The sequence below is a fragment of the Nocardiopsis coralliicola genome (genome assembly GCF_054779695.1).
In genome coordinates this window covers 1-12,252 of the sequence record NZ_BAAGXT010000011.1, presented here as the reverse complement: position 1 = coordinate 12,252, position 12,252 = coordinate 1, and the positions used below count along the sequence as shown (strand labels likewise).

Sequence of the window (12,252 nt, the reverse complement as noted above, 5' to 3'; positions counted from 1 at the left end):
ATCGGGCCATGGAACACACGCTGCACCTCACCGGCGACGCCGACGCCGACCGGCTGCTCGGCGAAAGCCCGCTCGCGCTGCTCATCGGAGCACTCCTCGACCAGCAGGTCACCATGGAATCGGCGTTCGCCGGGCCGAAGAAGCTGCGCGACCGGCTCGGCCGCCTCGACGCCGCCGACATCGCCGGCCGCGACCCGGACGCACTGGCAGCGGTCTTCTCCGAGCACCCCGCCGTGCACCGGTTCCCCGGTTCCATGGCCAAGCGGGTGCAGAAGCTCTGCGCCGACCTGGTGGACACCTACGGCGGCAGCGCCGAAGCCGTGTGGACCGGGGGCGCGCCCGACGGCCGCGAGGTCCTGCGCCGATTGAAGGCGCTGCCGGGGTTCGGCGAGCAGAAGGCGCGCATCTTCGTCGCGCTGCTCGGCAAGCAGTACGGGGTGCGTCCGCAGGGCTGGCGGGAGGCGGCCGGTCCCTACGGCGAGGACGGCAGCCGGCTCTCCATCGCTGACGTCGTCGACGAGCAGACCCTCGAAGAGGTCCGCGCGCAGAAGAAGGCCGCCAAGCAGAGCGCCGCGGCGAAGAAGAAGGGCGGCGGCTGATCCGCCAGCCCGGCCGCCGGCCCGGGCCGGCGCCCCGCACAGCGCCGGGCGCCCCGGTCCGCGGGGGACCGGGGCGCCCGGGTGCGTGCCCTGCGCAGTGCCGCGGCTGCTGCGCCGCCGCAGCGCGGGGTCAGACCTCGACGCGGTTGCCGCCGCCCGGCTCGCCGCCGTCGCCGGAGCCGCCGGAGCCGGCCCCCGCGGCACCCGAGTCCTCGGACTCGGCGGACTGCGCCGAGTCCGAGGTGCCCTCGGTGCCCTCGGCCTCCTCGGAATCCGTGCCGCCGGCCCAGGCGCGCTCGGCCTCGGCGGCCGTGCGGGCCATGCTGCGCGACTTGAGCAGGCTGGCCACGGTCGTGACGGCCAGCGTGAGCACGATGACGACCAGCGAGAGCAGCGTCGGGATCTCCGGCACGTGCAGGTCGGTGGTCTCGTGCACCGCGTGCAGAATCAGCTTCACCCCGATGAAGCCGAGGATCGCGGCCAGGCCGTAGCTGAGGTAGACGAGCTTGTTCAGCAGCCCGCCGAGCAGGAAGTACAGCTGGCGGAGGCCCATCAGCGCGAACGCGTTGGCGGTGAAGACCAGGTACGGCTCCTGGGTGATGCCGAAGATCGCCGGAATCGAGTCGAGCGCGAAGAGGATGTCGGTCATGCCGATGGCGATCATGACCATCAGCATCGGCGTGACCATGCGCTTGCCGTCGATGCGGACCGTCAGCTTGGAGCCGTGGTACTCGTCGGTGGTGGGCAGCACCTTGCGCACCAGGCGCAGCGCCGCGTTCTCCTTGTACTCCTCGTCCTCGTCGCCGCCGGAGATCAGGTTCCAGGCGGTGAACAGCAGGAAGGCGCCGAACAGGTAGAACACGCCGGCGAAGGCGTTGACGGCCGCGGCGCCGAGCGCGATGAACGCGCCGCGGAACAGCAGCGCCAGCGCGATGCCGACGAGCAGGACACGCTGGCGGTGCTCCGGCGGCACGGCGAAGGCGCCCAGGATGAGGATGAAGACGAACAGGTTGTCGATACTCATCGAGTACTCGACGATCCAGCCGGTGAAGAAGTCGGCAGCCTGCCCGTCGGTGAACAGCGCCAGGCCGATGCCGAACACGATCGCCAGCGACACGTAGACGCCGATCCAGGTGCCGGCCTCGCGCATCGAGGGCTCGTGCGGCCGGCGTGCGGTAATGAAGAAGTCGATGGCGATGATGCCGAGCAGGACGGCGATCGTCACTGCCCAGACCCAGGGTGCGATGTCCACGTGCTGATGCTCCTGTTGTGTGAGACGTGGCGGACCCGTTCCCCGGGCGCCGACACGCCCGGGGACGATACCAGCGGTTGCGCTAGGCCCTCGGCCCCTGCCTCCCCCTTTCCGCTGCTCGGCGGCGCGCGCCGCCGCCCGCACGGGCCGGCGGCGCCGCCGGCGGGGCGTAGTAGTGCACCAGGGCGGCGGCGATCGGGTTGCGGTCGCGGATCCGCCGCAGCCAGAGGGGGCCCAGGCGTTCGTGCAGCCAGAGGAATCCGATCGCGAACCCCACGCTGAGCAGCGCCTGGAACAGCAGGAACGCGGGCAGCGGCTCGGAGAGGACGCGGTCGAAGCCCATCACCGTCGAGACGAAGACCTCCTCGGCGAGCCGCGCCAGCGGGAACCCGGCAAGCCAGAACAGCGCGGTCGGCGCCACCGAGCCCGGTGCGACCCGGCCGGTGGCCACCACCAGCCCGTAGAGGGCGCCCAGCAGTGCCAGCGGCACGCCCATCCCAGCGGCGATCGCGGCGGTCATGGCGGCGCCGAGCCCGCCCAGGGCGGCGACGCCGGCCGCGAAGAGTCCGGCGAACAGGCCGATCAGCGCGCCCGGCAGAGCGACCTCGGCGTAGTGCTGCGGGCCCGGTGCCGCAGTGTGCGTTGCGGCGCCCATCAGCTCACCACCACTCCGAAGGCGAACAGCGAGTAGAAGAGCATGCCGAGGTAGAACACCGCGGCGAAGCCGATGATCCCGTTGCTGACGATGCCCGGCCGGATGGGCTTGGGCAGCGTGAGGTTGTTGACCAGCAGCAGCACCACGCAGTAGGCGCCCATCGCGAAGGTCGACAGGAATGCCAGGGTGTCCAAGATCGCCGCCGGGCCGTCGGCGGGGCCGAACAGCAGGATGCCGATGCCGAAGGCGATCAGGCCCCACAGGAAGACCGCGTACAGCTTCGAGAAGCCGACCTTCTTCGCCCCGGGCACGAAGTGGAAGGTCATGTCGGCCTGGCCGCGGGAGAACGAGTCGAACAGGCCCAGCGTCGCGTTCAGTCCGATCAGGGCGATGAACAGGAAGAAGACGACGCCCAGCACCGGGCTGCCGGCGGCGCTGAACGCGCCCGCCATCGCGCTGAGGGCGGCCTCCTGCTCGCCGTCGCGGATCACCCCCGTCACGTTCGGGTCGATCCGCACGGCCGACTGCGCCAGCACGGTGAAGGAGATGGTGACCAGCATCGTGATGCCCCAGAAGAGGACGAACGCGTCGAAGGTGACCCAGCGGCGCCAGCCCTTCCACTTCTGCATCTCCTCCGGCTTCTCGGTGTCGAACATGAAGCCGCGCGAGGGCATGGACTCCTGCTCGCCGGCGTGCCGGAGACCGCGCACCTGGGGGATGTGCGCTCCCATCCCGGCGCCCTTGTCGCGCAGGTGCAGCGTGTACCACATCTGCTGCATGCCGGAGGGGCCGGCGAAGGCGATCGCACCGACGATCACCGGGAACCATGCGGCCGTCATGGCCTCCTGCGGCATGTAGCCGAACGCGAACATGCCGGAGATGGTGGACGACAGGTCGGCGAAGCTGCCCACCAGCGCCGCGACGACCGAGGTGCCGACCACCAGCAGGCCGATGCAGATGGAGAGCACGCTCTCCAGCAGGTTGTAGATCACCTTGGCCAGCGTGAACAGGACACCCACCAGCAGCATGCCGGTGACCGCGGTGGCCTGCCAGGGGATGCCGGTCGCCTGCTCGAATGCCGAGGCGCCCGCCGACAGGTGGCCCGGCCAGATATAGACCGCGATCGCTGTGACGAAGAAGAACCACATCAGCGGCTTGAACACGCGTGCGGCGCCGTAGAAGATGCTCTCCCCGGTGGCCATCGCGTAGCGCGACATCTCCAGCATCACCACGGCCTGGAGGGTCAGGCCCACCAGGAACAGCCAGCGGATCTCCGGCCCGAACAGCAGGACCAGGCGCGGCCACATGTAGGACTCGCCCATGCCCACGCCCAGCGCCACCAGGAACACGGTGGGGCCGAGGATGTGGATCGACGGGGGAGCGTCCGGCAGCTTGCGGATCGGCATCGGCTCAAGCCGGCCGGCCCGCCACACGCGCTCCTCCTCCGGCGCGCCGCCGTCGGAGCCGGTGCCTGCCGAGGGTGCGGACGGCGGGTCCGCGGGCGGCGCGGCGGCCTCCCGCGGCAGCGGCTCGCGCTGCCCGGGTACGCCGATGCCTTCGGTTGAGACGGGTTCGTCCCCGCGGCGGGAACGACCGGAGTTGACGTCTGAGGAATCCATGGCGGGATCTCTCCCTTGCAGATCACCGATGCGGTTGCCCCTCATACGCCCCCGGGTGCGGCGCGGCCCCACCTCCTCAGTGCTCACGGCCGCGGCGGATGCGGCCGGCGGTGCGTGCGGATACGCGGCCGGCCGCGCTGGCGGAGCGCGGCCGCCCAGCGTCGGCCCCTGCGCCGTCCGGATGGCGGTTCGGACAGCGCCGGGCTGCGGTGCGCGGCGGCCGGCGGAGCACTGCAGTGGCAGTGCCGCCGTGCCGGTCGGGGCCGGATCCGCGGCCGGCCCGGGGCCCGCGGTGCGGGTCCGGGCCGATCGCGCACCCGGCGGCTCACGGAGCGGATGCGGAGTGTCGGCGGTCGGGGGAAGGGGGATCAGGGGGGATCGTCAGGCCGCCCGGCCCCGCCGGCAGCCGGCGGCTGGACCGGCTGCCGGCGGGGATCGCGGCAAGGGAGTGGATCAGTGGACTGGACTCTATGTGCTCCCGATCACAGTAGCCCGGCGGAGCGCGCCCAGCGATACTTCGCGCCGAGAACCTGCACCGGCCGCTCGGTCGTGTAGGGGTAGGCCACGATGCCGTTGGCGAACAGGTGGGCGCTGGCCTGCTCCACCTCGGTGTCGCCGGAGAGCGAGGCCACGATCGGCTTGTCGATGCCCTTGGCGCGGGCCTCGGCGGCGACCTTCGCCACCAGCTCGGCGAAGACCATCGGCGGTGTGACGATGGTGTGCCAGTAGCCCAGGATCAGCGCGTGGACCCGCGGGTCCTCCAGGCCGAGGCGGATCGTCTGCTCGTAGGTGGACGGCGGCTCGCCGCCGGTGATGTCGACCGGGTTGCCGGCCGCGCCGAACGGCGGGATGAACGACCGGAACGAGGCGTCCAGGTCGGGCGGGATCTCCATCAGCGACATCCCGTTGTCCACCACCGCGTCCGAGAGCAGCACGCCCGAGCCGCCCGCACCGGTGATGATCACGACGTTCTCCCCGGCCGGGGCCGGCAGCACCGGCAGCGCACGGCCGTACTCCAGCAGCTCGCTCAGGCCCGGCGCGCGCACCACCCCGGCCTGGCGGAGGATGTCGTCGTAGACCTTGTCGTCGCCGGCGAGGGCGCCGGTGTGCGAGCCGGCCGCCTTCGCCCCGGCCGAGGTGCGGCCGGCCTTGAGCACCACCACCGGCTTGCGCGGCACGACCTCGCGCGCGGCCTGCACGAACGCGCGGCCGTCCTTGAGGTCCTCCAGGTGCATCGCCACGGCGTTGGTGTTGTCGTCCTGGCCGAAGAAGGTGAGCAGATCGTCCTCGTCGATGTCGGCCTTGTTGCCGACGCCCACGATCGCCGACACACCGGTCTCCGTGCTGCGGCTGTACCCCAGGATCGCCATCCCGATCCCGCCCGACTGCGACGTCAGCGCGGTACCGCCGGCCACGTCGTAGGGGGTGCAGAAGGTCGCCGAGAGCTTCTGCGGCGTGTAGTAGTAGCCGTAGATGTTCGGCCCGAGGATCCGCACGCCGTGCTTGCGCGCCACCGCCAGGACCTCGTCCTGCAGCTCCTGCTCGCCCGTCTCGGCGAACCCCGAGGGGATCAGCACAGCGCCCGCGGCGCCCTTGCCGCCCACCTCCTCCAGCGCGCCGGCGACGAACTTCGCCGGGATCGCGAACACCGCAACGTCGATCTCGCCGGGGATGTCGGCGACCGTCCGGTAGGCGGTGCGGCCGTAGACCTCGTCCGCCTTGGGGTTGACCGGGTAGACCTCGCCCGCGTATCCGCCGTCCACGATGTTGCGGATCACCGAGTTGCCGATCTTGCCCGCCTCGTTGGAGGCGCCGATGATCGCGATCGAGCGCGGCTCGAAGATGCGGCGCATCGAGGAGAGGATCTCCTCGCGGGCGAACTTCTTCGGCCCGGGTGCGGGAGCGAAGTCCAGCACGAACCGCAGGTCGGCGGCGATCGCCCCGGACGCGGAGGCGAACACCGGGTTGAGGTCGGCCTCGGAGATCTCGGGGAAGTCGCTGACCAGGTCGGACAGGCGGCGCAGTACGTCGGCCAGCCGCCCGGTGTCCACAGCCTCGCCCCCGCGGACGCCGTCGAGCACCTCGGCGGCGCGGATCGAGCCGATCTGCTCCAGGGCTTCCTGCTCGGTGACCGGCGCCAGCCGGAAAGAGACGTCCTTGAGGACCTCCACCAGCACGCCGCCCAGGCCGAACACGACGACCTTGCCGAACGTGGGGTCGGTGGTGGCTCCGATGAGGACCTCGGTGCCGCCGCCGGCCATCTGCTGGATCTGCACGCCGTCGATCCGGGCCTGCGGGTTGTAGGCGCGCGCGTTGGCGGTGATCCGCCCGAACGCCTCCTTGACGGCGGCCGGCGAGTCCAGGCCCACCTCGACGCCGCCCGCGTCGGTCTTGTGCAGGATGTCGGGGGAGACGATCTTGGCCACCACCGGCAGCCCCATCTCGACCGCGCGCGACACCGCCTCGTCGGCCGTCGCGGCCAGCGCCTCGCCCGGTACCGGGATGCCGTAGGCGTCGGCCAGCGCCTTGCCCTCCGGCGCGGTGAGCGCGGTGCGGCCCTCTGCCCGCGCAGCGTCGAGCACCCGGCGCACGGCCGCGGTGTCGTAGCTCCTCGTGTCGGCCTTGGGTTCGGCCATCGGTCAGATCACTCCGTTCTGTGCCAGGGAGGCCAGCTCTTCGGCCGAAAGCCCGAGTTCGCCGCCGTAGACGTCGGTGTTGTGCTCACCGAGCAGCGGCGAGCGCCGCACGTCGGCGGGGGAGTCCGAGAGCCGGATCGGCAGGCCGACGGTGGTGTAGGTGCCGCGCTCGGGGTGCTCGACATCGGTGACGATGCCGTTGGCGCGCAGCGTCTCGTCCTCGACGATCTCCTTGGTGGACAGGATCGGGCCGCACGGGATGCCGCGTGCCGTCAGCGCATCCAGGACCTCGCCCTTGGGCAGCTTGGCGGACCACTCCTCGATCAGCCCGAACGCCTTGTCGAGCTTGTCCAGCCGCGCCTCGGGCGTCGCCCACTCCGGGTCGTCGGCCAGTTCGGGCCGGCCCACCAGTTCCGCCAGGTGCTTCCAGCCGGGCGGCTGGATGATCACGTAGACGTAGTCGTTGGGCCCGCCCGGCGCGGTGCGCACCGCCCAGCCGGGCTGGCCGCCGCCGGAGGCGTTGCCCGAGCGCGGCACCTCGTCGCCGAACTCGTCGTTGGGGTACTCCGCGAGCGGCCCGTGGGCCAGCCGCTGCTGGTCGCGCAGCTTCACCCGGCACAGGTTGAGCACCGCGTCCTGCATCGCCACCTCGACGCGCTGGCCGCGCCCGGTGGAGGAGCGCTGCAGCAGCGCGGCGAGGATGCCGGCCACCGTGTGCATGCCGGTACCCGAGTCGCCGATCTGCGCCCCGGTCGCCAGCGGCGGCCCGGTGTCGAACCCGGTGGTGCTCATCGAACCGCCCATCGCCTGGGCGATCACCTCGTAGGCCTTGAAGTCGGCGTAGGCGCCCGGGCCGAAGCCCTTGATCGAGGCGTAGACCAGCCGCGGGTTGGCCTCCTGGAGCGCCTCCCAGGTGAAGCCCATCCGGTCCAGCGCGCCCGGAGCGAAGTTCTCCACCAGGACGTCGCTGCGGCGCACCAGGTCGAGGAAGATCTCCTTGCCCTCGTCGCTCTTGGTGTTCAGCGTGATGCTGCGCTTGTTGGAGTTCAGCATCGTGAAGTAGAGGCTGTCGGCGTCGGGGACGTCGCGCAGCTGGCGGCGGGTGATGTCGCCGGTGGGCGCCTCCAGCTTGACCACGTCGGCGCCGAGCCAGGCGAGGATCTGGGTGGCCGAGGGGCCGGACTGCACGTGGGTCATGTCCAGGACGCGGATGCCGTCGAGTGCCTGTGCCATGGCTGCCTCCTGCGCGCCGGCGGTCACTTGTACATCGTCTGGTTGCGGGTGCCCGGCGCGTAGACCTCCGGGTCGATCCAGACGTTGATCAGGGACGGCTTGCCGGACTCGCGCGCCCGCTGCAGCGCCGGCGCGATCTCGGCGGGGTCGTGCACCTCCTCGCCGTAGCCGCCGAGCATCTTCGCGAACTCCGAGTAGCGGACGTCGCCGAGGGTGTTGCCGAGCTCGTCGCGCTCCTCGCCGTACTTCGCGATCTGGCCGTAGCGGATCTGGTTCATCGAGGAGTTGTTGCCGACGATGCCGATGAACGGCATGTCGAAGCGGACCAGCGTCTCGAAGTCCCAGCCGGTGAGGCTGAACGCGCCGTCGCCGAACAGCGCCACGACCTCCTTGTCCGGGCGGGCGTACTTGGCTGCCATGACGAAGGGGACGCCGACGCCGAGGGTGCCCAGCGGCCCCGGGTCCATCCAGTGGCCGGACGACTTGGGCTGCACGACCTGGCCGGAGAAGGTGACGATGTCGCCGCCGTCGCCGATGTAGATCGAGTCCTCGGTGAGGAAGTCGTTGATCTCGGAGACCAGCCGGTAGGGGTGGATGGGCGAGGCGTCCGAGGTGAGCAGCTCCTGGCGCTTGCCGCGGGCCTTGGCCTCCACCGCGCGCAGCTCCTCCAGCCAGGGCTTGCGGCCCTGCGCACCGGTGTCGCCGTAGCCGGAGGCGGCCTGCAGTACCGCGGACAGCACGGTGTCGGCGTCGCCGACGATGCCGAGGTCCACGTCGCGGTTCTTGCCGATGGTGGCGTAGTTGAGGTCGATCTGGACGACGGTCGCCTCCGGCGAGAGCCGCTTGCCGTAGCCCATCCGGAAGTCGAACGGCGTGCCGACGATGATGATCAGGTCGGACTCGGAGAACGCGTGCCGCCGCGCCAGCTGGAAGTGGTGCGGGTCGCCCGGGGGGAGCGTGCCGCGGCCGGCGCCGTTCATGAACGCCGGCACGTTCAGCGAGCGCACCAGGTCGGTCGCGCTGTCGGTCGCCCGCGTCGTCCACACCTGCCCGCCGAGCAGGATGCTCGGCCGCTCGGAGCGGACCAGCAGCTCGGCCAGGCGCTCCACTGCGGCCGGGTCGCCCGCCTGCCGGGTGGAGGCGCGGTAGTGGCCGGGCTCGGGGATGCGCGCGGCGTCGGCGGGCACCTTCGCGTCCAGGATGTCGCGCGGGATCTCCAGGAAGGACGGGCCGGGCGCGCCGGTGTTGGCCTCGCGGAAGGCCATCGACACCATGTCGGCCACGCGTTCGGTGTGCGGCACGGTGGCCGCGAACTTCGAGATCGGGGTGATCATGTCGACGTGCGGGAGGTCCTGCAGGGACCCCATCTTGTGCTGGCTGAGTGCGCCCTGGCCACCGATGAGGAGCATCGGGCTCTCGGCGCGGTAGGCGTTGGCGATGCCGGTGACCGCGTCGGTCGTGCCCGGGCCGGCGGTGACCACCGCGCAGCCGGGCGTGCCGGTGATGCGGGAGTACCCGTCGGCGGCGTGCGCGGCCACCTGCTCGTGCCGCACGTCGATGACGTCGATGCCCTCGTCGGCGCAGCCGTCGTAGATGTCGATGATGTGCCCGCCGCAGAGGGTGAACACTACTTCGACCCCTTCGGCTTTCAGGGCCTTCGCCACCAGGTGGCCACCGGAGATGGTGGCCGGTTCGGGGGTGGGGGCGGGGGTTTCGTCGCCGGTTCCGTTGCTCATGGAAGGTGCGTCTCCTCACTCACCGATGCGCCCGGATACTGCATACAGTATGGGCATTATTGCTACCTCAGCCCCGGTCGGGTGTCCACCCCCGAGGGGAAAGTGCCAGTTCAGTGCAGGTGGTGCGGCGTCACTGCGGCGCCGGCCGGGGCAGCACGGCCACCGGCAGGGGGCGGCGCAGGCGCACGGCGGCCACCGCCGCCACCGCCGCTGCCGCGCCGGCCGCTGCAGGGCCCGCGACCGGCAGCGCCGCCGGCGCCGCGGTGATGAGCAGCGCGCCGCCGCCGATGCCCACCGCGCCGCCGACGCCCTTGGCGCTGTAGACCAGGCCCTGGATCCGCGCCGCGCTGCGGCGGCCGAAGAAGTCGGCTGCGAGTTCGCGGGTCAGCGGATAGCAGGGGCCGGCGCCCGCGCCGGCCAGCAGTGCGCACAGCGCCGCCGCCCACGGCGAGCCGGCCGCGACTGCGGCGGCCAGCCCGGCGTGCGCCGCCGCCGCGACGGAGCACGCCGCAGCCAGCACCGTCCGGGGGTCGCCCGCTTCGGCGAACCGGGCGGCCGCGGCGCGGCCCAGTCCGCTCCCGGCGACCCGGGCGGCCGCCGCCGCGGCCGTCGCCGCCGGGGCGAAGCCCGCACTGCTGAGCAGGAGCGGCAGGACAGCCAGGTCGAAGAGTGCGGCGGCGCCGGAGGCCGCCACCACCAGGTGCAGCCGGCCCAGCGCACCGCTGCGCCGCGCCTGGGCGGGGGAGAGGTCGCGGCCGGCGCGGGGGCGACGCTGTGTGAGCGCCCAGCGGCGCGGGTCGCTGCCCGGCGGCCACCAGTCGCCGGGCGGCTCGCTCAGCCGGGCGCCCGCGCAGGCACCGACCACCGCGACGGCGGCGGCCAGCGCGGCCGGCGCCCCCGGCAGTGCGCCGGGCGCGACGGGCCCGCCCGCGGCCGCCAGCAGCGGGACGGTCCCCAGCGCGAACGCGCCGCCGGTGAAGGCCGTGTGCAGCGCCGTGCGCTCGGGGAACCAGGCCGCGGCGAGGCGCACGCAGGAGTGGTAGACGAGCCCCGCGCCCGCGCCGCCGAGCAGGCCGTAGCCCAGCACGGCGCCGGTGAGGGTGTCGGCGTGGCCCAGTGCCAGCAGTCCGGCCGCAGCGAGGGCGGCCCCCAGCGGGACCGCCGCGGCGGGGCGGGCGCGCCCGCGCTCGCGCAGGAGTGCGAGCGGTGCGGCGGTGCCGGCCTGGACCACCGCCCAGAGGGCGAGCGGCAGGAGGGCGGCGGCGGGGCTCCAGCCGTGCAGGGCGGCCAGGCCCGGGACTGCGGCGCCGTAGCCGAACTGCAGGATGCCGACGGCCGCGAGCGCGGCCGCCGCACCGGCGAGCTGGCGGGAGCGGTCCCGCCCGGCGAGGGTGCGGGCGGAGGGGCCGACGACGTAGCGGCGCCCCGCCCAGTCCCGGCACTCGCCGGCCGGTGCGGCGTAGGGCGAAACGAAGTTGGTCCGGGCCGCTGCGGGCCTGGATGCGGCGGGCGGGGCGGGGGGCGGATCGAGCGTGTCCATGGCTCACCTCCGGTGCGTTGCATACAGTATTCATACACCGATCGGCGCTGCCTACCCCCGCAATCGGGATCGCCGGGCGGCGGGCGGGCCGGAGGGGCCGAGTCGCGGAAGGTGTCCCGGAAACGCATCTTGAATACTGCATACAATCTCGCGTATGACTGTTCCGGGGGCAGCGAACCCGAGGAGGCCCGGTGGATCTCTACGAACACGAGGCGAAGCAGCTCTTCGGCGAGCACGGCGTCCCGCTCGCTGAACGGCAGCTCGCCCGCACCCCCGAGCAGGCGGCGGCCAGCGCGCGCTCCCTGGGCGGCCGCGTCGTCGTCAAGGCGCAGGTGAAGGCCGGCGGTCGCGGCAAGGCCGGCGGCGTCAAAGTCGCCGACAGCCCGGGTGAGGCCGGAGTCCGGGCCGAGGAGATCCTCGGCATGGACATCAAGGGCCACACGGTCCACAGCGTCCTGGTCGAAGAGGCGACCGACATCGCCGAGGAGTACTACTTCGCGGTGCTGCTCGACCGGGCCAACCGCAACTTCCTCGCCATCTGCTCGGCCGAGGGCGGGATGGACATCGAGGAAGTCGCGGCCCGGACGCCGGACGCCGTCGTCCGCATCCCCGTTCCCGCACACGGCCTCGACGACCGCACTGCGGGAGAGCTCTGCACCCGCGCAGGGCTGCCCGAGCAGATCCGCCTCGGTGCCGCCGCCGCGATGCGCCGCCTGTGGCGGACCGCCGCCGACGAGGACGCCACCCTGGTCGAAGTCAACCCGCTCGTGCGGACGCGCGACGGAGCCGTCCTCGCCTTGGACGGCAAGGTCACGCTCGACCCCGCCGCCGGATTCCGCCACCCCGAGCGCGCCCCCTTCTTCGAGGCCGGAGACCGGGACGGCGATCCCCGCGAAGCCCGCGCCAAGGAGAAGGGCCTCAATTACGTCAAGCTTGACGGTGAGGTCGGGATTATCGGTAATGGTGCGGGTCTGGTCATGTC

Annotated in this window: 9 protein-coding genes; 2 read left to right on the top strand and 7 right to left on the bottom strand. The window is 72.5% G+C overall.

All coding sequences use genetic code 11. From position 1 onward, the window contains the following. Positions 1–8 precede the first annotated feature (8 nt). On the top strand, positions 9–599 hold the full coding sequence (locus ACYVGT_RS10525; protein ID WP_460856553.1) for an HhH-GPD-type base excision DNA repair protein: 591 nt from the start codon (positions 9–11) through the stop codon (positions 597–599). 130 nt (positions 600–729) lie between these two features. Here ACYVGT_RS10525 and ACYVGT_RS10520 read toward each other — a convergent pair whose 3' ends face one another. From ACYVGT_RS10520 to ACYVGT_RS10490, 7 genes are all read right to left on the bottom strand, one after another. Then, complete coding sequence (locus ACYVGT_RS10520; protein WP_460856550.1) at positions 730–1,851, bottom strand: TerC family protein; 1,122 nt, start codon at positions 1,849–1,851, stop codon at positions 730–732. 82 nt (positions 1,852–1,933) lie between these two features. Beyond that, a complete protein-coding gene (locus tag ACYVGT_RS10515) occupies positions 1,934–2,506 on the bottom strand; it encodes a hypothetical protein (RefSeq protein WP_460856548.1) in 573 nt (190 codons plus the stop codon). Continuing rightward, the gene (locus tag ACYVGT_RS10510) at positions 2,506–4,125 is read right to left on the bottom strand and encodes an Nramp family divalent metal transporter (protein ID WP_460856545.1); all 1,620 of its coding nucleotides are present in this window, start codon (positions 4,123–4,125) and stop codon (positions 2,506–2,508) included. Before ACYVGT_RS10510 ends, ACYVGT_RS10515 begins: the two co-directional genes overlap by 1 nt. A gap of 482 nt (positions 4,126–4,607) precedes the next feature. Continuing rightward, positions 4,608–6,761, bottom strand: a complete 2,154-nt coding sequence (locus tag ACYVGT_RS10505; RefSeq protein WP_460856543.1) for an acetate--CoA ligase family protein — start codon at positions 6,759–6,761, stop codon at positions 4,608–4,610. A 3-nt stretch (positions 6,762–6,764) separates the two neighbouring features. Further along, the gene (gene frc, locus ACYVGT_RS10500; protein WP_460856541.1) at positions 6,765–7,994 is read right to left on the bottom strand and encodes a formyl-CoA transferase; all 1,230 of its coding nucleotides are present in this window, start codon (positions 7,992–7,994) and stop codon (positions 6,765–6,767) included. Positions 7,995–8,017: 23 nt separating this feature from the next. Continuing rightward, positions 8,018–9,730 carry a thiamine pyrophosphate-binding protein gene (locus ACYVGT_RS10495; RefSeq protein ID WP_460856539.1) on the bottom strand — a complete coding sequence of 571 codons (1,713 nt, stop codon included), beginning with the start codon at positions 9,728–9,730 and terminating at the stop codon, positions 8,018–8,020. A 130-nt stretch (positions 9,731–9,860) separates the two neighbouring features. Beyond that, the gene (locus ACYVGT_RS10490; RefSeq protein WP_460856537.1) at positions 9,861–11,270 is read right to left on the bottom strand and encodes an MFS transporter; all 1,410 of its coding nucleotides are present in this window, start codon (positions 11,268–11,270) and stop codon (positions 9,861–9,863) included. A 191-nt stretch (positions 11,271–11,461) separates the two neighbouring features. On the opposite strand from ACYVGT_RS10490, the gene ACYVGT_RS10485 reads away from it, so the two are divergent. Continuing rightward, a partial coding sequence (locus tag ACYVGT_RS10485; RefSeq protein ID WP_460856534.1) for an ATP-grasp domain-containing protein occupies positions 11,462–12,252 on the top strand: 791 nt, incomplete at its 3' end.

What these genes read in the sequence shown, in the direction of transcription:
- ACYVGT_RS10495 (WP_460856539.1), bottom strand. Translation starts at nt 9,730, where the DNA reads ATGAGCAACGGAACCGGCGACGAAACCCCCGCCCCCACCCCCGAACCG.
- frc (WP_460856541.1), bottom strand. Translation starts at nt 7,994, where the DNA reads ATGGCACAGGCACTCGACGGCATCCGCGTCCTGGACATGACCCACGTG.
- ACYVGT_RS10515 (WP_460856548.1), bottom strand. Translation starts at nt 2,506, where the DNA reads ATGGGCGCCGCAACGCACACTGCGGCACCGGGCCCGCAGCACTACGCC.
- ACYVGT_RS10490 (WP_460856537.1), bottom strand. Translation starts at nt 11,270, where the DNA reads ATGGACACGCTCGATCCGCCCCCCGCCCCGCCCGCCGCATCCAGGCCC.
- ACYVGT_RS10510 (WP_460856545.1), bottom strand. Translation starts at nt 4,125, where the DNA reads ATGGATTCCTCAGACGTCAACTCCGGTCGTTCCCGCCGCGGGGACGAA.
- ACYVGT_RS10525 (WP_460856553.1), top strand. Translation starts at nt 9, where the DNA reads ATGGAACACACGCTGCACCTCACCGGCGACGCCGACGCCGACCGGCTG.
- ACYVGT_RS10505 (WP_460856543.1), bottom strand. Translation starts at nt 6,761, where the DNA reads ATGGCCGAACCCAAGGCCGACACGAGGAGCTACGACACCGCGGCCGTG.